Below are 22,073 nucleotides of genomic sequence, written 5' to 3' on the forward strand. Positions count from 1 at the left end.
ATTTTTGTCAGAAAAGCTCCCGAAACTCAGGGAGCCTGAAATGATGAACGAACCGGCGTTTTGGCTTGCTGACCTTGTAGGACAAGCGCAATATTATCAGCACATAAACGCATCATCGTTTTTCTCGTTTCGACACTTGCACTTCCAATATGAGGGAGAACCGTGACGTTACGTAATGTTGTTAACGGATGAGATGGGCTGACAGGCTCCTGTCTAAATACATCCAGACCAGCGCCGCCAATTTTTCCTGTCGTGACTGCCTCATATAAAGCATCCTCATCCACCGTCTGTCCTCTTGATACGTTAATGAAATAAGCAGAGTTCTTCATCAGATCAAATGCCTTTTCATTAAACATGTCTTTCGTTTCTGGGGTTAACGGCGTCAGGCAGACGATGAAATCAGACTGCGTGAGCAAGTCCTCAAAAGCCGCATAGGTCACGCCGAGCTGCGCTTCTGCCTCTGGCTTTCTTGACCGGTTATGGTACAGCACCTTCATGTCAAAGCCTGCTGCCCGCTTGGCAAGCGCTGTTCCGATACTGCCCATGCCGACAATTCCAAGGGTTTTGTGATGAACATCAGCTCCTGCAAGAAGAAGCGGTCCCCAGCCTGTCCAATTTCCTTCCTTAATCCAATCACTCGCCTCGACAATCCGTCTAGCTGACGTCATCAGAAGGGCAAAGGCTAAATCAGCCGTGGATTCCGTTAATACATCAGGCGTATGACAAATGGTGATGTTGCGCTTATTAGCGGCTTCAAGATCAATATTGTCATAACCCACAGCAAGGTTTGCGATCACCTTAACATGTGGAGCCTTTGATAAAAGGGCTTCATCTACTTGATCTGACAGCATGGTGAGAAGCGCATCCGCTTTCGCTGCTTGTTTTTCTAATTCTTCTCGTGGACATGGCTCATCTTCGCTTGGCCACATCTCGATATGAGCGACTTCTTTTAGTGGTGTAAGTGATGCTTCATCCAGCTTTCTTGTGATATAGACATAAGGTTTCGGCAAGAAGAACACTCCTTTGATTGATTTCTTTAAGCATAACGAAAAACGCCTCAAGAGAAAAGAGACGTTTCATCTGTTCACTGAAACTTCAAATCAGTGGACCTGTGATCCAGCCAACAGGTGGAATGAGGCTCCCGCCGCTTCGCATGGCACTCATTTCTTGAAAGACCTTTAGAAAGTATTCATAGCGATTGGCATCATTTAAGACGTAATCTAGCCGTTCTTCATAATATGATTTTTCATTTTCTCCCGACATGTAGTAGCCTTCTACAATTTCAAAGTAATGAAGCGGGAACAACAGGCGGCTGTATAACAAACGCTTAGAAAAGGAAGAAAGTGGTGTCACCTGCTCATATTGCTGTAGAAAAGAGAAGCCCTCCTCAATTAAATCTTCCTTATGCTGGACAAAGGTTTCTCTTAAGTATTCGGCAATATCCCGGGTTGGATGATCAAAGACCCAATCTACAGGTAAACGAAGCGGCTGCTCATGCGGCCATGTCCTTCGCGAAAAACGCTGGTGGCAGACAGTGCCTGAGTCACATTCTTTCGGTTCATCATCCAGCTCAGTATCCACTAAATATTGAATGGCGTTTTCCGTTAATCCAAGATAATAAGGAAAGGATTCGATGAATTTTTTTTCAAACCGTTCTAGTGGTTTTTGGTGCATTTGCTGCATCCAAAAGCCTTCAAGCTGATCTAACCGTTTTGCCCATAATTCCTTCCAGGCTCCCACACGTTTTGTTTCAGACACCTCATATGGAAATCCTCTTCCCCTGACATGAAAGGCCGCCAGCTCTGACGCCTGTTGAAACGAGCGGCTCGAGATCGGCGGTGCTGCCTTTAATAAAGCATACAGCTCCTTTCCATGAGTAAAGGTGGGCTTCTCTTCATTTGTTAATTCAAACACAGCGACGTATGGGTCTCCGGCATTCAGTAAATACTGACTGATATGAAACAGCTCTGTGAGTTCTTCTTCTCGCAAGTGAGACACAGGAACAATGATAAAGAGAGCCTCCGACGTTTGAAAGCTCTGATAACTGCCATATGGCATAAGTTGACGCACATCAATACCAAATGTGTGATAAATGGTTTCTTTCATGTTTTCACCTGCGTTCATATGATCGATCTCTTATCATATCGTAGTCGCAGGTTGAGGGATTTATGAATACTATTTACTATCCGAAGCTTTTTACACGTTGTGGACAAATTACGAGGATTGGGTGAGGAATATATGCCGCATCATCATGAGATGAACGAAGTAGAAAAAACAGCAAGACGCCGTTTACAAGAACGAGGCGTATCCATTCAAGATATAGCAGACCTTGTCTACTTTTTACAGGAAAAATATCATCCTGGCTTAGACATGACAGAATGCATCCACAATGTGGAGCGTGTCATCGCAAAACGAGAAGTCCAAAATGCGATATTAACTGGCGTCGAACTAGACGTACTCGCCGAGCAAAAAAAACTGACCGAGCCGCTTCAGTCTATTCTAGAAACAGACGAAAGCCTGTATGGTGTTGATGAAATTTTATCGTTTGCTATCGTCAATATTTATGGTTCGATCGGCTTTACGAATTACGGATATATCGATAAAGAAAAACCAGGAATTCTCGGGATACTCAACGATAAATCCACAGGGGAGTGCCACACCTTTTTAGATGACATTGTCGGCGCCATTGCTGCTGCAGCATCAAGCAGACTGGCACATAGTGCGAGAAATGTGGAATAAAGCAAAAAAGAGGACGCGCGCATAACGCTTGTCCTCTTTTTTTATGATAATCGTTCAATCCACTCTGATAATGAATCAATGACATAGGTTGGCTGTTTGTCATATTTCTGAAGCAGCTCTTTTGTTGTCACGCCTGTATGAACGAGTAATGTGTCCATTCCTGCATTCATCCCTGCCATAATATCCGTATCATAGTTATCGCCCACCATGAGCGTCTCAGACACATCGGTCCCGAGCACCCGCATGGCTTGTTCCATGATGATGGATTCTGGTTTTCCGATAAATGTTGGCTGGACTGTAGTGGTGACGGTTAATACAGATGTTAACGAGCCGTTGCCTGGCAAAAGCCCTCTTTCTGTTGGAATGGCAATGTCTCCATTTGTTGAAACAAATTGTGCGCCTTGACGGATGGCAATCGCACCGACTGCGAATTTTTCATATGTAATGTCGCGGTCAATTCCAACAACAACGAAATCAGCGTCTTCCTGACCAAACGTCAGCCCTTTTTCTTCAATGGCCTGCTTGATTCCTTCTTCACCGATGACGTAAACAGACGCGTCTTTCTTTTGTTCGGCAATATAATTGGCTGTTGCCATACTTGTTGTAAAGACTTGTTCTTCTGTTGCTGGGATATTGAATGAAACAAGTTTTTCTGCTACCTGCTTTGGCGTGCGTGACGAGTTATTCGTGACAAACAAGTAGGGAATGTTTAGCTCATTTAACTTTTGAACAAATTGACCTGCTTCTTCGATCTTTTCTGTTCCTTTATACATGGTTCCGTCTAAATCAATTAAATAGCCTTTGTATTTCATGATGTTCACAACTCCAATGGATTATTTAAACGCTGATACTGGGCCTAGCTCCTGCTCTAAGTAGGTACGGATGCGGTTTGGGAAAACCTGTAGCGCATGCTCAACCTCGCTGATCACCTGCAGCAAGTCGTGATGAACCACTTCTTGGTATTGCTGTACAAGTGTTTTGCGGCACGAGACAAGCTTTTTCAGCTGACTGCCTTCCTCTTCTGGTACAACCTTTTCATCAACAAGAATATCCATGATGTCATCATAGCTTCCTGGATCACGCATAATAAAGCCATCAATCATGTCATTGCCCGTATCAAGAATACATTCGACGAGCAAATGGACAATTCGTTCCAGCGCTTTTTTCTCTAGTGGACTTGTCCATGTTTGATGACTGCGCATCAACTCATATTGCACCTCGAAAAAACGTAATGTCTCTTCAATTTTTTTTCTGTCTACGAAATACATCATGACGCTCCCCTTTGCGTTATTTTCTGATTCGTTTTAAGACAAAATAGGCACAGCCGAAATTACAGTATTCATAAATGTATTCATCGAGTGTGCTGATTTTTGTATCAAATGTGGCCTTTTGGTTTTGGTCATCAAAGAACCCCTTCAATCTCAGCTGATTGTAGCCCCAGTCCCCCACAATATAATCGTACTTATTTAAAATATCTGAGTACCTTGCTTTAAACGCTTCTTCATCAAAACCGTCTTTAATATCTCTTACAAGATCAAAAGTAGCATTCTGAATGACGATCATCTTCTCACCTCTTTTTAAACGATCCATCTTTAATGATAATTCATTGGAAGAACTCCATCAATTGCTAAAGCATGTTTTTTCCGATTTAGCCGAAGCTAAAGAAAAAAGGAGGTCACATTTATGAAGAAACAACTGACAGCCGCGATTCTTCTCAGCATGCTTTTAGGCGGGTGCGGCTTTCAATCAGGTATGAACCGGCAAGTGGATGAAGATTCTTCAAGTAAAACCATCCGTCTGTCGGATCGTCATGAAGGAAATAATTCCAACATGCCAGAAGCAGACACAAACAGAGCAGGGTATGTTCGTTATCAGCACCAGCAAGTAACGGATCAGAAAGAAAGAACACCTGCTTTAAATCGCGAGCATCTTGCCCACGTCATTACAAGTTTAACTGTGCAGCTGCCAAACATCAAAGATGCAGCCACACTTGTGACAGATGAGGATGCACTGATTGTGTATCAAACAGGAAACAAAAATCGGGAAGAATCTGCCGATCAAGTAAAGAAAACGGCGGTTTCTGTTCTCCCTCGTTATTATCATGTATACGTCTCTGATAATCCAGAGCACTTTCAATCCATTGCCAATTTTTCACGTCTTCAAACCAATTCACGTGATTTTGATCAAATCTTAACCAAAACAATTCAACAAATGAAATATTCTCCTCAAGGTGGAGATATTTCTACGAAAGAAGATGCAAATGGTATGACGAATTCCGACCGTACCATGAGAAGAAATGCCCCTTACGGCCAAAATTAATACGAGAAAAAACGCCAGAGAGCTCTGGCGTTTTCTTGTTATGCTTGCGCCTGACGCTTTTTAGACGCTTCATTTACTTGTTCATCTGCATGGTAGGAAGAGCGCACAAGCGGTCCAGCTTCACAATGGCTGAAGCCTTTTGACATCGCAATTTCTTTCAGCTCTGCAAACTCATCCGGATGATAGTATTTTTGAACTTTTAGATGTTTTTTCGAAGGCTGTAAATACTGACCAATCGCCATAATATCGACGTTGTTAGCAAGAAGATCATCCATGACTTCAATGATTTCTTCCTTCGTTTCACCGAGTCCAATCATAATGCTTGATTTCGTTGGAATGTCGGGCTGCATTTCTTTTGCACGGCGCAAGAATTCTAATGAACGATCATATGTAGCACGCGCACGAACCCTTGGCGTTAATCTGCGAACTGTTTCAATATTGTGATTTAAAATGTCAGGACGTGTGTCCATTAACGTCTTCAAGTTATCATAATTGCCGCCCATATCTGAAGGGAGAACTTCAATTGTCGTAAATGGGCTTTTTCTTCTAATGGCACGAACGGTTTCAGCAAACACACCTGCTCCGCCATCCTTTTGGTCATCCCTTGCAACCGCTGTTATGACAGCATGCTTTAAGTTCATCAAAGCCACTGAATCTGCCACGCGTTCTGGCTCTTGCAGGTCTAGCTCAGTTGGAAGTCCAGTTTTCACCGCACAGAAACGGCATGCGCGCGTACAAACAGATCCAAGGATCATAAATGTAGCGGTTCTTCTCACTGCCCAGCATTCATGAATATTCGGACATTTTGCTTCCTCACAAACGGTATTCAGGTTGTTTTCCCGCATCATTTTTTTCAAACCGGTATAGTTTTCATTCGTATTCAGCTTAATTTTAAGCCAGTCCGGTTTTCTTACGTGCTCTTCCTTCTTTGCCAATTCCATCATCTCCATATGAATTCGTTAAAGGTGCATCTACAAAAATCTTCCTGCTATATACGATGGATGCAGCTAAGAAGCTGCAAAAAATTGAATCTTCGGCCTAAAGCCTTTTCTTTAGACACTTTAACATAGTACAGATTGAACAACAAGGGAATGAGCTGCAAAAATACCCAAAAGCCTCCTAAAAAATCACAAGAAAATTACTAACATTTTCTTCTTATGAAATAGGGTGATCTAACCACACTAAACGGTAGAAGACGATGCTTGATGAAAGGAGATGGACGTTTGTGAAAGTGGTTTTAGCCATCATGATCGCTCTTTCAATGCTTCCTTTACCTGTTCATGCACAGGGGGAAGGCAAGCAGCCAGATGTACTGAAGCAGCGAATGGCACTTTACGAAAAAGTCGCCATCACGACACAAGTTCCATGGTATGTACTTGCTGCGGTTGATCAGTATGAGCACAATATTCGAAAAAGCAGAAGAGATTTACCGAAACAAAAAGGCGTCATTGGCATCTACATTCCCCGGGAAATGTGGATCGGCCCTGAAAACCCGAATAAGCAGGATACCTCTCCTTTAAGCATTAAAGTGTTTGATGGAATTGGACTTGATGGAAACGGGGATGGAAAAGCGAACAGCGATGACGATGAGGATGTATTATTCACGTTTGCTCAATACTTGCTTCATTACGGCAACAGCATTGATCAATTAAAAATTGCTTTATGGGACTATTATGGACGAGATCAAACCGTTGGAATCATTTCATCTTTTATGAAGCTATATCAGCACTATGGCCATCTTGACCTCGGAAAGCACGCTTTCCCTCTTCCAGTCGGAGCTGACTACAGCTACCGGAGTACATGGGGAGATGCAAGAGGATTTGGAGGCAGAAGAATTCATGAGGGTACGGATTTATTTGCCCATTATGGACTTCCCGTTCGTGCGACATCGTATGGTGTGATTGAAATGAAAGGCTGGAACCGCTTTGGCGGCTGGCGGATTGGGATTCGAGATATTCATAACCATTATCATTACTTCGCTCATTTAAATGGCTTTGCAAAAGGACTCAAAACAGGTCAAATTGTTGAACCCGGACAGGTCATTGGATCTGTCGGAAGCTCCGGTTATGGCCCCCCAGGCACAGCAGGAAAATTTCCGCCGCATCTTCACTATGGCATGTATAAAGACAACGGCAGAACTGAATGGTCTTTTGATCCATACCCTCATTTAAGGGCGTGGGAAAGAGCTGAGCGAAAACGACATTAAAGAAAAGGAGAAGTTTAGCGTTTTCGCACCCTTCTCCTTTTTCATGTCTAAGCAAGTTACTGCTCATTTTTCTCCTTCAAACCTAAAATTAAAAATAGAATTCCCATGATGAGAAAAATGAAATACACAACGGTTACTTCCAATGGAATCATGTCAAACATACCTCTAAAAATATCGATACTTAAGCTTTCATTTCTGACCAGTAAAATGGATGCTGTGATATATTTAGCACTAAATACTATAGCAAAAACCAAAAAACAAATACCACTTACATAAAGTTTCTTCATAAAGCTCCCCCCCTAATAACAATTAAAATTGATCATGACACATTCATCTATATGGAATCAAGTAGTGAATGAGGTTTTTATTTCCAATGACTGCACATCAAAAAACAGCCCAATCATTCCTTGGGCTGTTATTCTTTCTTCTCCTTTTTCTCTGGGAGAACAATCGATGGGGCGCCTGAGTTCGTTCCGCTGCCATTGTAATAATCTGGTACATCTCCTTGAACGGCTTGGATGGAGACGGGAACTGAATTTTTGACTACGATTGTTTCAGATGCAAACGGGATGATGACTCTCACCTTGACCTCAATTAGAACACTAATATCAATCAAGGCATTGTTGATGCCATAAGGCTTAATGTTTTTTTCAACGTCCGTATGCGGATCGCCAATGAGACTAAACCGTACAGGCACTTTTGGTCCTAGGTTGGCGATGAGTGCATTTCCGGACGCTTGCCCAAGCGGAATGTTATATATAATGCCGTCATGTCCATCTGTTTGATCCTTTAATGCTTCTTTTGCCTCTTTTTGAAAATTCCCCTTTTCAATGTCCTCTAAATTTTTTTGAAGATGACGTGACAGGTCAGCCATTGCTTTCGATGTTGCTTGCGCATTAAAATCGATGGTCGTTACTTTTCCGTTCTCACTTGTATTCATGACCACCATATCCTTCATATTCTCCTGATCTTCTGCAAAGTCTTGGACGGAATATTGAATCAGATGATTGGCGATACGCTCTGTTTCTAGTTCAGCAATGTGAATAAGGGTTGGTTTAATGGAGCGGTTAATAAAAAATAGACTTATGACGGTTGAGAGTACAAAGAATAAGATCGCAAGCAGCATGACGTATCGGAATGGCAAAGGGCCCTTTTTATAGGGGCGATAGCGGCGGTTCATTCTCAATAAAAAATCCCCCCTTCTCCATTACAAGTGTATGCAGACAGGCGGGGGGATAGGAATCATCTCTTCATTTTATTTCACCATTTTTAATAAGGCGTCTCTTCCAATGGTTCCAACTGTAATGTCTAACGCTTCTGCAGCGTATGTCACAGATTCTAAAGGGGCATCAAGCAATTGCTCTATCGTTCTCACACCAACTGCTCTCCCTGCGATAATACCTCTATCTGCAAGCTTTTCATTTAAGAGCCCGACATCCAGTGCACCGCACATAATATACCCATGTTCATTTGTCACTGCCATAAAATTCGTCTTCGGCAATTGGACGGTGACGGCTGTAAAGGAATGTCCATCAATATTAATAGGTGTTAAATTCACCAAATCCCTTCACTCCTCTCATCACAATCTATGTGACAAGAGGGGGAGTGTTGTTAGGCTAAAGCGGATTTCATGTGGCTTCCTTCAGGCGCCAAGTAAGCACATCACGTAAAAATTCCGGCATGAAATATTCAATGTGTTCATGATCACGGATATGAGGAAATAGAGAGCCTAATGTATACATATCGACTGTGCCAACCGTATATAAGGCGTCTTTTCTGATCAATTGATCATGCACAAAAACATCCTTTACTCGTTTGGTTTCACCTTCTTCTACTGTATAGGTGAGGCCGCTATACAGCATTTTCCCCATCAGCTCACCTCTAAAGCCGAAGCCCTTGATGCGTAGCTGTTCCATTTTTTCTTCACAGGCACGCCGAACGGTTTCGATGAGCTGTTGACCGGTAAGCGTCACCCGAATTGGATTAATTGGGTGCGGGCAGATTCGGTGGACTTCTTCTCTAGTCACGATTCCTGCCTCTAATGAATCAAGCACCATACCTGCATTCATCATGCCGATATCTGCCCCGCACCAATCTTTAATGGCATCTGTTAAGAGCTGCGGAAGCGGGGATTCATCAAACCACTTCGTTTCTAACCTTGACTCAATCGCGGTTACTTTTTCCTGCATGAGGGCTTTCGCTCTTCTCCCTGCTTGCTGTAAGGTTGTGATCGCTTCATCTGATTCACTGATCAGCTGCTCCACTGACTGCACCGTTGCTTTTTTCTCGATTAACTCTTTGCTCGCTGTGTCAACGGTCAGCTCGACACAGCCAATATAATGCCCATACTTTTCAGCGCATGCAAGCAGTACGCCATTGTCCATTTCACCCTGTTCTAACAAATGATGCGTGTGTGAGCCTAGGATAATATCGATGTCAGGAAAATCACGGGCGACCTCCCGATCATGGATAATACCAAGATGGGATAAGAGCACAATGATATCCGCTTGTCCCTTCACTTCCTGCAGCATGTCCCGTATGCTGTCAAACGGATCTGTAATCTCCCAGCCCAGCTTTTCATAGACAGGTGTATACGCAATGGTCACGCCTAAGAGACATATTTTCAGTCCGTTTTCCATTTGGATTATATGATAGGGCTTTGCCCACGCTGGCCTTTTGCCTTTCTCAAATAAATTAGACAGGATCACTGGAAATTGTGCATGCTCGTATAATTGATCGAGCTGATCATGAGGCAGCGTAATGCCTTCATTATTCCCAATCGTGACCCCATCATAGCCAAGTTGATTGAGAAGCTTGACGTTTACCTTTCCATAATCAGCTTCTGACACAAGGTTCACTCGGTCCATATGATCGCCAATATCAAACAAGAGCATCTGATCGTGAACTTGACGCTTTTCCTCAATATAAGCTGCGATTTTGGGCCAGTTCTCAAAGTGGCTGTGCAAGTCGTTTGTATGATATAACCATAGCTTCTGCAGCATGTTGATCTCTCCCTCAAGTTGTCACTGAACCGTCTCATTCAAGTTGAAAGCCGCAGCTCTCATTTAACTAAATAAATCTAACTGCTTCGGAGAAAGGCTTGAATACGTAATATCCAGCAAATCAATCATCTGCTGACCATTCGCCGCTGCATCTCCGCCGGAGTTATTATTAAACACGACATAGACATCTTTTGATTGCTGATGCAGGATGTCGAGATTCTTTTTCCACTCTTTTAATTCAGCTTCATTATATAAATATAAGTAGCGCACTTCACGCCAATTTTCATGATCTGCAGGGTGAAGCCAACCCTGTTTATTTCTTCCGTGAAAACGGACCAAAGTTTTATCACGGTGCGTAGCTTGTATGACTGGCGGAATGGAGCCTTCTCCAACTTGCGGCTCATCACAAACAGAATGAATCCAGCCTTCTTTTTCCATAAAGGACAAGGTCTGCTCATAAAATTCATCTGAGAACCATGTGCGGTTACGGAATTCGAGGGCACACGGAATGTCCCCCATCTTCTCTTTACACCATCTTAAATAAAGGACGTGCTCTTTTTTGCAATCAAACCATGGTGGAAATTGAAATAGAACCATGGCTAGTTTCCCTTCACGAATAAGCGGAGTCAATGAAAGAATAAATGCGTCAAACATCTCTTCCTTCGAAGCAAACGGAATTTCGCCTCTCTGATGACCGGTCATTCCTTGATATGCTTTCACGACAAATTGAAAGGTATCTGGCGTATCCTTGATCCACTTTTCATGATTACGTTCAGGCTGAACTGCATAAAAGCTGGCATCCAGCTCCACAATGGGAAACGTAGACGAATAGTGAAACAGCTTTTGCGCGCTGCCGATTTTCGGCGGATAAAGACTGTCATGGTCACCCCAGCCAGTTAATCCGATATAAATCATGTTTCTCACCTCTTGCCACTCTCATGTATAGACGGCTTCCTCACATGAAAGCCTTTTTCTCTTGTCATACCCATCTTTCTGAAAGAAATTCTTCTGTCTACAACATATCATATTTGCCGGTAATTCTGAATGAAGATGACTGGTGGTGCGTGATTTTATCAAGAACTCTGTTTGTTTGTGATATTAGTTGACAACTTTCTATCTTAAATGATTTGAGCTGATAACATAAAATGCATATCAGAGAAGTGAACAGTGATTGTCCATTTATTTATTCATCTTCACCAAGAACTAAAGTTCTCAATAAAGGAGACTTAGTGGATATGAACTTAGACGATAACCAGTTTGAAGCATTGCAAAGAATCGCCGAAAGGATTCACAAGCCTGTCTATTTGTGTAACCAGCATGGGCGCCTTCTCTGCAACTCGCACATCATCATCACGAGCCCAGATTGGATTCGCATTCTCCCCTTTTTCAAAAGCCGGACACCCCATTATTTTTCAATAATAGATACGAAGCAAACCTTTTCTGTCTTTCCGATTGATCTAACCGAACAAACATGTGAGTATGTGGTCATTCCTTCCTTCATCCTTCCGCTGGATGAAACACTGCAAGTCATCATTGAACAAGCAGTACACGAAATCTCGATTGCGCGAATGAGACAATATTCTGCCCAGCAAACGGCCAAGCGTGCCAGAAATGAAGGATTTCGCAGATGGATAGAGGGTTCATCGTATTCTCAGCAAGACGCTGCAAACATTGCGAAGGCGTTTGGATTAAATGTAGATAGCAGCTATCTATGTATGATCTGTCAGCTTGATCAGTGTCATGAGACCACTCATTTTTTGAAGCAGCAACTGATGTTAGAACAAGTCGTTGATCTGCTCGACAGCGCACTTCCAAGCTCTCCTTTCCCTTCCTTTTTATTTGTCAAAGGTGATATGGGCATTGTATTAATGGAAGAGACGGGCAGTTGGTCAGAGATGAGTGACAGACTCCTTTCTTTTTTGAAACAGCTGCAGATGCTCGTTAGCATTCAAGTGAATCACACCATTTCCTTTGGCGCGAGCTTGACTAGTTGTCGCATCAATTACCTGTCTGAGGGGTACAGAGAAGCATTAGAAGCGCTTCAAGCCGGACATCTCTCGGCGCAGTCGGAATATATACACTTCTATCAGGCAAAGGATGTGCCAGATTTATTAAAGCTTATTCCAAGAAAGGATTTAGTCACGTTTCACCAGATGCACCTTCACCCGTTATATGAAGCCGGTCAAAATCTCCTCCACACCTTATCTGTCTATTTAGAAACGCATTGCCACATTTCAGAAACAGCGAAACGTTTGTCTATTCATCGCAACACGGTCATTTATCGATTGGAGAAGTGTGAGGAGCTGCTGCGGATCAGCTTAAAAGACCCTGAAACCACATTAAGGCTGCGCTTAGCATTACGTATTCACATGCTTCTTTCACCCCATCCTGAGTGAATGTTTTCTTCCGAAGTTTCATATAGTTTGGAGGAGAAAAATGATACAAGAGGAGGGATGATAAATGGATGATGAGCTGCGTCACATCCCGCAGCCCATTCGAGAGGATGGTGCTGGTGCCACCGATCTAGGCCCGCGGGACGTCCTTCGAGATATCGAGAACCCAGATATGCTTGTTCCACCTAAAACCGATGCCGGAATCATTCCTAATTTAAAATTTTCATATTCCGATACACATATGCATTTAAATCATGGCGGCTGGTCGAGAGAAATTACGAAGCGAGAGCTGCCTGTTTCCACAACGATTGCGGGTGTCAACATGCGGCTGACTCGAGGCGGAGTGCGAGAGCTCCATTGGCATAAGCAGGCTGAATGGGCGTATATGATTTTAGGAAAAGCCCGCATCACCTCTGTAGATGCAGAAGGGCGAAATATGATCGCTGATGTAGCAGAAGGAGATTTATGGTATTTCCCCCCAGGTATTCCGCACTCCATTCAAGGACTTGAGGACGGGTGTGAATTTCTTTTAGTCTTTGATGATGGCGCTTTTTCTGAATTTGATACGTTCACCATCACAGACTGGTTTGCCCATACACCGAAAAACATTCTCTCCGACAATTTTGGCGTTCCTGAGAAGCTATTTGACCATATTCCGAATAAGCAGCGCTACATGTTTCAAGGCTCTCCGCCAGCATCAATAGAAAGCCAAACGGTATCTGATCCATACGGAAGCATCGAGCCGCCATTTACGTACCAGCTGCTTCGCCAAAAACCGCTGACGACCTCTGGGGGAACTGTCCGCATTGTCGATTCACGAAACTTCCCTGTTTCAAAAACCATTGCAGCTGCGCTTGTTGAAGTAAAGCCTGGCGGCATGAGAGAAATGCACTGGCACCCTAATAATGATGAGTGGCAATACTATTTAACCGGTACAGCCAAAATGACGGTCTTTGGAGCCGGGGGCACTGCCCGCACCTTTAATTACAGAGCAGGTGATGTCGGATATGTTCCTTTTGGTATGGGACATTACATCCAAAATATCGGCCAAACGAGCCTTTGGTTTTTAGAAATGTTTAAAAGTGATCGCTTTGCAGATATTTCGTTGAATCAGTGGATGGCCTTAACACCTCCTCAATTAGTGAAAGAGCATTTGCATGTAGATGATGCCATGATTCGTGCGCTTCATAAAGAAAAATCACCTGTCGTGAAATATAAGAGATGATGCGCATCAAAAAACCGATCAAGCCGTACTGATCGGTTTTTTATAAACAAATTTTAAGAAACTGTCGAAGGATGCTGCACTTTTTTCCCCCACACGATGGATGCAATGAAGCTTATGCAAAGCACCAGTGTTCCGAGCATAAAAGGAAACTCGATATTCACATCAAATAAAATGCCCGCAAGGCTCGGTCCGACAATATTGGCAAGGCTCATAAAGGATGTATTGAGGCCACCCGCTACTCCTTGCTGATTACCTGCCATTTTGGACAGCAATGTATTGAGGGCTGGACGAACAAATGATGTAGCCGACAAAAATAAAATAGAGCCTGCAAAGATCAGCCAAAAGGACGGCGCAACACGGCAGACGATGAGCATCAAAGCCGCTCCTAGCAGTGCATAACGCACGACGCGCATTTCACCAAATCGTTTCACAGAGGCATTCACCAACGCACCTTGGACAAGCACGCCTGCAAGACCCGCAACCGTAATCACAAACGCAATATCCTTCGGTGTAAATCCATGTTTTTGGTCTACATATAAGCCGAAAATCGATTCAAAATGAATGATGCCAAAATTGAGGACAAACGCCAATATAAACAAAAAACCGTAGGATGTCTTTAAAGCTTGCAGCATTTGTACAAACGGGTTGAAATGAATGTCTTTGTTTAACCTCGCTTCTTCCTGCTTTTCCTTTGTTAATGTTTCAGGTAAAAACAGGATGGACAATAGGGTAGAAAGAGCTGCAAAGGAACCTGCGATGAGAAAAGGAAAAGCGATTCCGTACTCGACCAAATAGCCGCCTACGCCTGGTCCAATGACAAAGCCTAACGTCATTGCAGCACTAAATAGCCCCATTCCTTTCCCTCGATCCTTCTCACTTGTGATATCAGCGATGTATGCAAACATGGCTGGCATGAGTAAAGCCCCGGCAGCACCACCTAAAAACCGAGACACAAACAGCATCCAAAGCTGATCAGCAAATGCAAAAATAAACTGGGCAATCGTAAAGCCGGCAATCCCCGCAATGATCAATTTTCTACGTCCAAATCGATCGGTCAATGCGCCTGCGACCGGCGATAAAGCAAACTGTGTGAGACCTGTTGCAGCGACAAGAAAACCGAGTGTTTTTCCTGTTGCGCCAAAGGCTTCAATGTAACTTGGCATGACAGGGACAATGAGGCCAAAGCCAAGCATGGCAATAAAAATATTGAGCATCAAAATATATAATCTGCCCATTTTCTTCATATCAAAAAACCTCTTTCTGCAAAATAAATGAAAATGATGACAAAAATGATCAGAACTTCTTCAGTATAGCGATATCACTGTCTATAAGTCTAGTTTTTCAAAATTTAGTTTTCTTTTCCAAATAAAAAATACCCGCAAATAGCGAGTATCCTTATGACTTTATTCACCTTGTTCATAGATAGAAAGAGCCGCCTGAAGCCCTGCGCCGCAATGGATGGATGCACCATGCTTGATTAAAATTGCTTCTAGCCCTGCTAACACAAACAGCACATTTTCTTTTCGGCAGCTATAGCCCATTGTGCCAATTCTCCATATACGTCCGGCTAGCGGTCCAAAGGAGCTGGCAATTTCGATACCAAAATGCTTAAGCAGATCGGCACGTACCGCTTCTCCATCCATACCACTTGGAATCTCAATACATGTCACAACTGGCATTTTACAATGTGGATCACCGAACAATTCAAATCCCATCGCTTCAAGGCCTTTCATCAAGGCTTTCTCGTGAAATGCATGCCTTTGGAAACGCTCAGACAGACCTTCTTCCAGCACAACACGAACCCCTTCTCGAAGTGCATAGAGCATCGTTGTCGCTTCTGTATGATGATTTAATCGCCTAGGGCTCCAATAATCCTGAAGCTGGCTGAGATCAAAGTAATTGCTTTTAATTGGAGAAATATCCATTTGCTCCTGCAATTCATCCTGTGTCGCAATTCCCTTTTCCACTTTCTTTCTCGATTCAACGACAGCTGCAACCCGGTCATTATACGTGATAGGGGACATACCTGATGGAACAGACAAGCACTTCTGCGTACCGCCAATCGCCGCATCAATCTTCCATTCATCCACTTTCACCTGAACCCCGCCAATGGTTGCTACAGCGTCTACAATGAACAATGCATCCAGTGCCCGGCACGCTTCACCAATTTGCTCAAGTGGCTGCAACCGCCCGGTGGATGTTTCACCATGGACCATCGCAACGATTTTAGGCTTGACCTGCTTCATTTCCTGAATGATATCGCTAGGGTCAAAAACGGTTCCCCATTCACATTCCATTGTATGTACCTCAGCACCATAGCGCTGTCCTATTTCAATGAGAAGATGACCGAACCGGCCAAAGACAGGCACAAGCATCGAATCTCCCGGCTCAATGACACTGGCAAGCACAGCTTCAAGCCCTGAACGAGACGTGCCGTCAATTGGAAAAGCCCATTCATTTTCTGTTTGGAAAAGGGACCGCAATAAGGTCATCGTCTCATTCATGATATGTGTAAATGCTGGATCAAATTGACCGAGAATTGGCGTACTCATTACACGGAGCACCCTGGGATCTACTTCAACAGGTCCTGGTGTCATAATCGTTCTTGAAGGTATTTGCAGTTCTTTCACGTTATCCATCCTTTCCCTTGCTGTCATCCTATATGCCCACTTATACAGTAATGCTGATAAAATAGCAATCTCTTTTCCTATGAACTCATTACATAAAATTTACGAGAAATCCATTTATTTCTTTCTGACATTATGATAGAAATAAAGAGAATACATTCCCTATCAAGGAGGAAATCGAATGAAGAGAACCTTATTTGGAACTGTGGCTGCCGGAATCATGATATTCGGTACGTTAGCCGCCCCGCTGCCGCAAACTGCGAATGCTCAAAGCTTTACTTTGAATGAACCGAGCCAAACCATCACATTTTCCCCGTTACAGCTTCAAAACGAAACATCTACACAACAAGCGAAAACAACCGCTACAAGTCAAATCGATTCCTATTATCAATCTGCTAATGGCAAATCAGGACCCGCTTTAAAGAAAGCTTTACACGATATTATTGATGATCATAAGCAGCTATCCTACAGCCAAGTTTGGGATGCCTTAAAGAAAACAGATGAAGATCCAAAAAATCCAAACAACGTGCTCTTGCTCTATAGCGGTGTCTCCCGCTCAAAGCAATCGAATGGCGGAAATGTTGGCCAGTGGAACCGGGAGCATGTGTGGGCTAAGTCACACGGCAATTTTGGGACAAGCCAGGGCCCTGGTACAGATCTCCATCATCTGCGAGCAACAGACGTGCAAACGAATAGCACACGAGGAAATTTAGATTTTGATCTGGGCGGAAATGAATACAAGGGAGCGCCGGGCAATTTTTACGATAGCGACTCATTCGAACCTCACAGCCGGGTGAAAGGGGATGTGGCAAGAATGCTCTTTTATATGGCGGTGCGGTACGAGGGCGATGACCGCTTTCCAGATTTAGAATTAAACGACAAAGTGAATAATGGTAGCGCCCCTCTTCACGGCAAAATGTCCGTACTTCTCAAGTGGCACAAACAAGATCCTGTCGATCAAATCGAACGAAACCGCAACGAGATTATTTATGAAACGTATCAGAACAACCGCAATCCCTTTATCGATCACCCAGAATGGGCAAGTGCGATTTGGGAATAAAAAAGAAAGGCACTGCTACGAACAAGCAGTGCCTTTTAAAATAAAATGACTTCACCGCTCATACACATTCTGGATATTCCGTTATTCCTTAAATTCACTAATGATTATTCTCTCTAAATTTTTATCTAAGTAGAAAAATTCTATTTTGATATCATGCTCCGAATCCTTATAACCTATTATGTTATATCCTTGGTCATCGTCTCTACCGTATGTATTTTCACCAAAATAATCATATATATCTTTCTTAGTTGAATGAATATTTATTGTGTTGTTTATATTACTTTGATTATTTTCTAAAGAAATTGCCACTATTTCTTTTCTTCTATTCACTTTAAAATAATTTGAATTTGAAGTTTTCATCCATTCATTTTCACTGCTTTTTTCCTTTTTCAACCCCAACTTCAAATGTCCTACCTTTAATTCAGTCAGATTTGTATTTTTTACTGTAAGAAAAGAAATTTGGTTTTTAAGTGGTTGAATAAAAAACAAGCCCACGATGATTGTCATCATAAAAATGATACATATTATAATTTTTTTCATATGAGTTCCTTCCATAAAATATGAGATGATGAAATAACAAAAAAACTTTATTTAATTTTACACCTAACTATTTAAACCAATAAAAAAACACCTTCAGTATAAGGTGTTTTTTTATTTTAGCGGACAGACAAGACAATAATCGAGACTCTCAGATTTTTTCTCGAGCTTATAATACATACAGCAAGTCTTTCGGTTGGATGTTTCTAGTAAACTGTCATCTAAGTTTAAGCTGTGATGAAATGGATTTTGTTTTGCTCCAAATACATCACCAGCTGCTTGCTTCAGATACAGATAATCCTCTCGCACGCGCTGCTTCACCGCAGGGTCTTCAGCCTCTCGCATCATGCTGCGATAAAGAGAATTGATGCGAACTGCTATATTCTCCCACAAAATGGTATACGGAAGTCTTGACGTACGCTTCAGTACATCTAAAAGAGGTGTGACACACTCCGTAAACAGCGCATGCACAACCTGCTCTCTCCATTCATTCCGATCTCCTTCTAATGGAACAAACGAACACAATGACTCATCAATTTCGATTTTCCGATCCTCTCTAAAGACACATGCCTCTGGTGGAAACTGATAAACACCGTCATACAGTGTCATCATGTACAAAGAGGAACTGACCGCTAAGTAGGCATAACGCTTTGAAAACATCGACGCTGCTACCGCCACATTCGGTGCATGCATAGCTTCCTTTTCAGCCTCTAATAAACGCAGGACAGATGCTTCTGAAAAAAGCGCAGCAAGTGTGCGATCAGATGTCATTGGTCCATTTGTGATGTGTACCCCGAAATCAAGTAATTCTCTCTCAACCCACTCTGGCCTCATATCAAAACCTCCATCTTTCGTTTATCGATTTCTCTGCTGGTATAACAAATAAATAAAGAACGGTGCCCCAATTGCAGCTGTGAATACACCTGCTGGTACATCTAACGGTAGAAAAGCCGTTCTAGCGACTAAATCTGCGAGCATCACGAGAATACTTCCAACAAGCGCAGATGCCGGGACCAGCGCAATGAAGGAACGGCCGATGATCATCCGTGCAACATGCGGCGCCATCAGTCCAACAAATTCAATACCGCCAGCAAAGGCAACAGCAATCCCTGCCAATGTCACACTCATCAGCAGAAAGAATAACCGTTTTGCCTGCACTTTTACCCCGAGACCTGTTGCAAGATCATCTCCAAGCTCCTTCACATTCATCGTTCTTGCTAACACCATGACAATCGGTAAAATGATCATGATCCAAGGAAGCATCGACGTGACGTCCTTCATCGTAGAACCATATAAACTGCCTGTCAGCCAGATATATGACTTTGTCGTTGTCATCGTATCACTAAGAACAAGAGTAAACGTCACACACGCCTTCATAATGGCAGAAATCCCAATGCCCATTAGGACAAGTGTGATCGGCTTGACCCCTTTTTTCCATGAAAGCAAATAAATCAGACACGAGACAGCAAACGCACCTGCAATCGCCCATAAGGATTGATATGCAATAGGCACAGTGCCCATCCAAAAGACAATAAACATAATCGCACCGAACGAAGCACCACTCGTAATCCCAATGATGTCAGGCGATGCAAGCGGATTGCGGATTAATCCTTGCAAAATGAGCCCTGATACCGCAAGTGCGGCCCCTACTAAGACAGCCAGCAGTGTTCTTGGAATCCTCAGTGTATTGAGCACAAAGGTATTTCCCTCTCCCTGACCGATTATATGAAGAAGCACATCCACAGGCGAAATAAATCGGCTGCCCATACAGAGACTGAGAATAAATAACCCAAAAGCAATGGCCGTCAATAAAAGTAAAATCAAAAACGTCCGCTTTGAAAATTGAAATGAAATGCGCCCGCCCTTTGAACGCACTGTATATGTTTTAGCCACCTGTCTTCAACCCCTTGCGCACGAGATAAACAAATAGAGGCGCTCCTGCTACCGCCGTCATGACACCAATCGGTACTTCCTGCGGCATGATCAGAAAACGAGCCGCAAGGTCTGCGACAAGTAAAAGCGACGCCCCCACTACGGCACAATACGGCAGTACCCAGCGGTGGTCAGGTCCGACAAGCTTTTTCACAATATGCGGCACTAGAAAACCAACAAATCCAATCGATCCTGCGACAGCGACGGAACCACCCGCTAAAAAGACGACGAGAACTCCCATCGTGATTTTCAGCGCCAGCGTACGTTGACCAAGTCCCTTCGCAATATCATCTCCTGACAAAAGGACATTGATGGAGCGTCCAAGAAGCAGCGCGACAACTGTCGCACCTAAAATATAAGGCAAAACAGGCAGCAGCATATCAATGCTTCTTCCAGACACTGAACCCGCCATCCAAAACAGGATGCTTTGAATCGACTGTTCATTCACGATTAAAAGACCTTGTGTAAAGGACGCAAACAGTGCAGATATCGCCGCACCTGCAAGGACAATTTTGACCGGTGTCAAACCATCTCTTCCAATGGAGCCCAAAAGAAAAACGAGCATCCCTGCAATTGCCGCACCTAAAAAGGCTGTCCACATATAGCCTGTTAATGACTCTGTTGAAAAGAAAACAATCGAAATGACGATAAAAAATAGTCCACCTGCATTAATTCCTAACAAATCTGGCGCTGCAAGCGGATTTCTCGTTAATGCCTGCATCAGTGCACCTGAAATGGCTAGACTTGATCCAACAACTGTTGCAATTAAAGCTCTTGATAATCTGGATGTCATGACAATGACACTGTTTGGATCCGATTCATCAAAATGAAGAAACGCATGGATGGTGGCTTTGAGGGAAATCGAGGTTTGCCCAAGAGAAATGCTGAGTATAAAAAAGACCACCATCAATACGACGAATCCAGCAAACAGCAGCGCCTTGCTCGAATCCTTTTTTAATAAACTTCTCATCTGATTCCCGCTTTCAATCTGTTATGGAAAAAGGAGAAAATGGTTTTTCACATTTTCTCCTCTGTTATCCTTATTTATCAATTCCGAGACGATCATCAATATCATCAAGCATCATGTTTGCAGCAATAATACCGCCGCCCATGTTCCAAGTGATTTCATCGACTTTATGCACTTGTTTCGCTTTCACTGCGTCAAGCTGCTTCCATAAAGGATGACTCGTCCACTCTTTATATGCTTTTTCAACGGCTTTATCCTGATCATCCATGAAGTAATAGATCACATCTGCATCCATTTGCGGGATGCTCTCTTTGTCTGTCAGTGTAATGATGTCTTGCTTTTTATCTTTGACATTCTTAGGTCCTTCAAAGCCTAGCTCTGTTAAAATGGACCCTGCGAATCCAGTTTGATAGATTCTAGCATGATCTGCACGGAAGTTCACTACAGACACACTCATTGGCCAGTTTTTGATGTCTTTTTTCGCTTTTTCTTTGAAGTCAGCGACGCGGTCATCCCACTTCGTTAGCAATTCTTTTGACTTGTCTTGCTGGTTTAACGCTTCACCCATTAATTTCACTGTATCTTTAAATGTAAACACTGTTTCTGTTGCAACAGTTGGAGCGATTTCTTTCAGCTGATCAAAAATTTGCTCATGGCGGACTTTTGATGCAATGATCAAATCTGGGTTAAGCTTTTCAATTTCCTCTAAGTTTGGCTGTATTTCCTGTCCAACAATTTTGACATCCTTTAAATCATCTCTTAAATATTTATACGTAGGTGCCTCAAGCCAAGATTCTACAACACCCACTGGTTTAATGCCCATCGCGACTGCTGCATCTGTTGCTCCTTGGTACAGCGTCACCACACGTTTAGGCGATCCTTTAATTTCAGTTGAACCGATAGCGCTTTCAACGGTTCTTGCTTTTTCTTTACTGTTTGACTTGCCTTCACTGCTATTGCTGCCGCAAGCTGCAAGTAAAACGATGGAGAGCACAACTAATAGCGACCAAAAAGATTTTTTGAACATGTACCTCACCTATCCATTCTATATGTAGTCATATCATTT

Annotated in this window: 24 protein-coding genes; 6 read left to right on the plus strand and 18 right to left on the minus strand. The window is 43.1% G+C overall.

Annotated elements, in window-relative coordinates; translation table 11 throughout:
- Positions 1–26: 26 nt before the first annotated feature.
- Both CKW02_RS15980 and yutH read right to left on the minus strand, forming a co-directional pair.
- Positions 27–1,010: a 2-hydroxyacid dehydrogenase gene (locus CKW02_RS15980; RefSeq protein ID WP_003213540.1), complete on the minus strand. Its 984-nt coding sequence runs from the start codon at positions 1,008–1,010 to the stop codon at positions 27–29.
- A gap of 85 nt (positions 1,011–1,095) precedes the next feature.
- Complete coding sequence (gene yutH / locus CKW02_RS15985) at positions 1,096–2,106, minus strand: spore coat putative kinase YutH (RefSeq protein ID WP_034620180.1); 1,011 nt, start codon at positions 2,104–2,106, stop codon at positions 1,096–1,098.
- Positions 2,107–2,238: 132 nt separating this feature from the next.
- On the opposite strand from yutH, the gene CKW02_RS15990 reads away from it, so the two are divergent.
- Positions 2,239–2,739 carry a phosphatidylglycerophosphatase A family protein gene (locus CKW02_RS15990; protein ID WP_003213652.1) on the plus strand — a complete coding sequence of 167 codons (501 nt, stop codon included), beginning with the start codon at positions 2,239–2,241 and terminating at the stop codon, positions 2,737–2,739.
- Between the two features lie 41 nt (positions 2,740–2,780).
- Here CKW02_RS15990 and CKW02_RS15995 read toward each other — a convergent pair whose 3' ends face one another.
- From CKW02_RS15995 to CKW02_RS16005, 3 genes are read right to left on the minus strand one after another with little or no spacing between them, the layout of a single operon-like run.
- Entirely contained in the window at positions 2,781–3,554 is a 774-nt protein-coding gene (locus CKW02_RS15995) for a TIGR01457 family HAD-type hydrolase (protein WP_095117955.1), read from the minus strand.
- An 18-nt stretch (positions 3,555–3,572) separates the two neighbouring features.
- Positions 3,573–4,007 (minus strand): DUF86 domain-containing protein, encoded by a 435-nt coding sequence (locus CKW02_RS16000; RefSeq protein WP_034620115.1) that lies wholly within the window; start codon positions 4,005–4,007, stop codon positions 3,573–3,575.
- Between the two features lie 19 nt (positions 4,008–4,026).
- Complete coding sequence (locus tag CKW02_RS16005) at positions 4,027–4,302, minus strand: YutD family protein (RefSeq protein ID WP_003213192.1); 276 nt, start codon at positions 4,300–4,302, stop codon at positions 4,027–4,029.
- A 120-nt stretch (positions 4,303–4,422) separates the two neighbouring features.
- On the opposite strand from CKW02_RS16005, the gene CKW02_RS16010 reads away from it, so the two are divergent.
- Complete coding sequence (locus CKW02_RS16010) at positions 4,423–5,058, plus strand: YhcN/YlaJ family sporulation lipoprotein (RefSeq protein WP_003213612.1); 636 nt, start codon at positions 4,423–4,425, stop codon at positions 5,056–5,058.
- Between the two features lie 38 nt (positions 5,059–5,096).
- On the opposite strand, the gene lipA is transcribed toward CKW02_RS16010, so the two are convergent.
- The gene (lipA, locus tag CKW02_RS16015) at positions 5,097–5,993 is read right to left on the minus strand and encodes a lipoyl synthase (protein WP_034317455.1); all 897 of its coding nucleotides are present in this window, start codon (positions 5,991–5,993) and stop codon (positions 5,097–5,099) included.
- 326 nt (positions 5,994–6,319) lie between these two features.
- Between lipA and CKW02_RS16020 the strand changes: the two genes are divergently transcribed.
- Positions 6,320–7,264, plus strand: a complete 945-nt coding sequence (locus CKW02_RS16020; protein WP_223251234.1) for a M23 family metallopeptidase — start codon at positions 6,320–6,322, stop codon at positions 7,262–7,264.
- 56 nt (positions 7,265–7,320) lie between these two features.
- On the opposite strand, the gene CKW02_RS16025 is transcribed toward CKW02_RS16020, so the two are convergent.
- From CKW02_RS16025 to CKW02_RS16045, 5 genes are all read right to left on the minus strand, one after another.
- On the minus strand, positions 7,321–7,551 hold the full coding sequence (locus CKW02_RS16025; RefSeq protein WP_003212760.1) for a hypothetical protein: 231 nt from the start codon (positions 7,549–7,551) through the stop codon (positions 7,321–7,323).
- Between the two features lie 128 nt (positions 7,552–7,679).
- Positions 7,680–8,444: a sporulation protein YunB gene (gene yunB, locus CKW02_RS16030; RefSeq protein WP_372706105.1), complete on the minus strand. Its 765-nt coding sequence runs from the start codon at positions 8,442–8,444 to the stop codon at positions 7,680–7,682.
- A gap of 75 nt (positions 8,445–8,519) precedes the next feature.
- On the minus strand, positions 8,520–8,825 hold the full coding sequence (locus CKW02_RS16035; protein WP_003213694.1) for a YunC family protein: 306 nt from the start codon (positions 8,823–8,825) through the stop codon (positions 8,520–8,522).
- A gap of 67 nt (positions 8,826–8,892) precedes the next feature.
- Complete coding sequence (locus CKW02_RS16040) at positions 8,893–10,266, minus strand: bifunctional metallophosphatase/5'-nucleotidase (protein ID WP_003213502.1); 1,374 nt, start codon at positions 10,264–10,266, stop codon at positions 8,893–8,895.
- A 63-nt stretch (positions 10,267–10,329) separates the two neighbouring features.
- Positions 10,330–11,181, minus strand: a complete 852-nt coding sequence (locus tag CKW02_RS16045) for a DUF72 domain-containing protein (RefSeq protein WP_003212748.1) — start codon at positions 11,179–11,181, stop codon at positions 10,330–10,332.
- A gap of 320 nt (positions 11,182–11,501) precedes the next feature.
- Here CKW02_RS16045 and CKW02_RS16050 point away from each other — a divergent pair, with 320 nt between their 5' ends.
- Positions 11,502–12,662 (plus strand): PucR family transcriptional regulator, encoded by a 1,161-nt coding sequence (locus tag CKW02_RS16050; RefSeq protein ID WP_003213151.1) that lies wholly within the window; start codon positions 11,502–11,504, stop codon positions 12,660–12,662.
- A gap of 64 nt (positions 12,663–12,726) precedes the next feature.
- A complete protein-coding gene (locus CKW02_RS16055) occupies positions 12,727–13,884 on the plus strand; it encodes an oxalate decarboxylase family bicupin (RefSeq protein WP_003213134.1) in 1,158 nt (385 codons plus the stop codon).
- Positions 13,885–13,937: 53 nt separating this feature from the next.
- Here CKW02_RS16055 and CKW02_RS16060 read toward each other — a convergent pair whose 3' ends face one another.
- Together CKW02_RS16060 and CKW02_RS16065 are read right to left on the minus strand one after the other, a co-directional pair.
- Positions 13,938–15,128, minus strand: coding sequence for a tetracycline resistance MFS efflux pump (locus CKW02_RS16060; RefSeq protein ID WP_003213581.1), 1,191 nt, complete (start codon positions 15,126–15,128; stop codon positions 13,938–13,940).
- Between the two features lie 159 nt (positions 15,129–15,287).
- The gene (locus CKW02_RS16065) at positions 15,288–16,523 is read right to left on the minus strand and encodes a pyridoxal-phosphate-dependent aminotransferase family protein (protein ID WP_034620181.1); all 1,236 of its coding nucleotides are present in this window, start codon (positions 16,521–16,523) and stop codon (positions 15,288–15,290) included.
- A 169-nt stretch (positions 16,524–16,692) separates the two neighbouring features.
- Here CKW02_RS16065 and CKW02_RS16070 point away from each other — a divergent pair, with 169 nt between their 5' ends.
- On the plus strand, positions 16,693–17,571 hold the full coding sequence (locus CKW02_RS16070; RefSeq protein ID WP_003213322.1) for an endonuclease I family protein: 879 nt from the start codon (positions 16,693–16,695) through the stop codon (positions 17,569–17,571).
- 81 nt (positions 17,572–17,652) lie between these two features.
- Here the strand turns inward: CKW02_RS16070 and CKW02_RS16075 are convergent, their stop codons facing one another.
- From CKW02_RS16075 to CKW02_RS16095, 5 genes are all read right to left on the minus strand, one after another.
- Positions 17,653–18,111, minus strand: coding sequence for a hypothetical protein (locus CKW02_RS16075; RefSeq protein ID WP_003212829.1), 459 nt, complete (start codon positions 18,109–18,111; stop codon positions 17,653–17,655).
- Positions 18,112–18,222: 111 nt separating this feature from the next.
- Positions 18,223–18,942 (minus strand): IucA/IucC family C-terminal-domain containing protein, encoded by a 720-nt coding sequence (locus CKW02_RS16080; protein ID WP_003213057.1) that lies wholly within the window; start codon positions 18,940–18,942, stop codon positions 18,223–18,225.
- Between the two features lie 21 nt (positions 18,943–18,963).
- On the minus strand, positions 18,964–20,001 hold the full coding sequence (locus tag CKW02_RS16085) for a FecCD family ABC transporter permease (protein ID WP_003212627.1): 1,038 nt from the start codon (positions 19,999–20,001) through the stop codon (positions 18,964–18,966).
- The gene (locus tag CKW02_RS16090) at positions 19,994–21,010 is read right to left on the minus strand and encodes a FecCD family ABC transporter permease (protein WP_003213394.1); all 1,017 of its coding nucleotides are present in this window, start codon (positions 21,008–21,010) and stop codon (positions 19,994–19,996) included. Before CKW02_RS16090 ends, CKW02_RS16085 begins: the two co-directional genes overlap by 8 nt.
- 70 nt (positions 21,011–21,080) lie before the next feature.
- Entirely contained in the window at positions 21,081–22,034 is a 954-nt protein-coding gene (locus CKW02_RS16095; protein WP_003213260.1) for an ABC transporter substrate-binding protein, read from the minus strand.
- Between the last annotated feature and the right edge of the window lie 39 nt (positions 22,035–22,073).

This window comes from Bacillus pumilus (assembly GCF_900186955.1).
Taxonomy (GTDB): domain Bacteria; phylum Bacillota; class Bacilli; order Bacillales; family Bacillaceae; genus Bacillus; species Bacillus pumilus.

Bases quoted from the DNA above. Each gene is read 5' to 3' on its own strand.
- yutH (WP_034620180.1), bottom strand. From the start codon at position 2,106: ATGAAAGAAACCATTTATCACACATTTGGTATTGATGTGCGTCAACTT.
- CKW02_RS15990 (WP_003213652.1), top strand. From the start codon at position 2,239: ATGCCGCATCATCATGAGATGAACGAAGTAGAAAAAACAGCAAGACGC.
- CKW02_RS16000 (WP_034620115.1), bottom strand. From the start codon at position 4,007: ATGTATTTCGTAGACAGAAAAAAAATTGAAGAGACATTACGTTTTTTC.
- CKW02_RS16005 (WP_003213192.1), bottom strand. From the start codon at position 4,302: ATGATCGTCATTCAGAATGCTACTTTTGATCTTGTAAGAGATATTAAA.
- CKW02_RS16010 (WP_003213612.1), top strand. From the start codon at position 4,423: ATGAAGAAACAACTGACAGCCGCGATTCTTCTCAGCATGCTTTTAGGC.
- CKW02_RS16020 (WP_223251234.1), top strand. From the start codon at position 6,320: ATGCTTCCTTTACCTGTTCATGCACAGGGGGAAGGCAAGCAGCCAGAT.
- CKW02_RS16025 (WP_003212760.1), bottom strand. From the start codon at position 7,551: ATGAAGAAACTTTATGTAAGTGGTATTTGTTTTTTGGTTTTTGCTATA.
- yunB (WP_372706105.1), bottom strand. From the start codon at position 8,444: ATGAACCGCCGCTATCGCCCCTATAAAAAGGGCCCTTTGCCATTCCGA.
- CKW02_RS16040 (WP_003213502.1), bottom strand. From the start codon at position 10,266: ATGCTGCAGAAGCTATGGTTATATCATACAAACGACTTGCACAGCCAC.
- CKW02_RS16045 (WP_003212748.1), bottom strand. From the start codon at position 11,181: ATGATTTATATCGGATTAACTGGCTGGGGTGACCATGACAGTCTTTAT.
- CKW02_RS16050 (WP_003213151.1), top strand. From the start codon at position 11,502: ATGAACTTAGACGATAACCAGTTTGAAGCATTGCAAAGAATCGCCGAA.
- CKW02_RS16055 (WP_003213134.1), top strand. From the start codon at position 12,727: ATGGATGATGAGCTGCGTCACATCCCGCAGCCCATTCGAGAGGATGGT.
- CKW02_RS16060 (WP_003213581.1), bottom strand. From the start codon at position 15,128: ATGAAGAAAATGGGCAGATTATATATTTTGATGCTCAATATTTTTATT.
- CKW02_RS16065 (WP_034620181.1), bottom strand. From the start codon at position 16,523: ATGGATAACGTGAAAGAACTGCAAATACCTTCAAGAACGATTATGACA.
- CKW02_RS16070 (WP_003213322.1), top strand. From the start codon at position 16,693: ATGAAGAGAACCTTATTTGGAACTGTGGCTGCCGGAATCATGATATTC.
- CKW02_RS16075 (WP_003212829.1), bottom strand. From the start codon at position 18,111: ATGAAAAAAATTATAATATGTATCATTTTTATGATGACAATCATCGTG.
- CKW02_RS16080 (WP_003213057.1), bottom strand. From the start codon at position 18,942: ATGAGGCCAGAGTGGGTTGAGAGAGAATTACTTGATTTCGGGGTACAC.
- CKW02_RS16090 (WP_003213394.1), bottom strand. From the start codon at position 21,010: ATGAGAAGTTTATTAAAAAAGGATTCGAGCAAGGCGCTGCTGTTTGCT.
- CKW02_RS16095 (WP_003213260.1), bottom strand. From the start codon at position 22,034: ATGTTCAAAAAATCTTTTTGGTCGCTATTAGTTGTGCTCTCCATCGTT.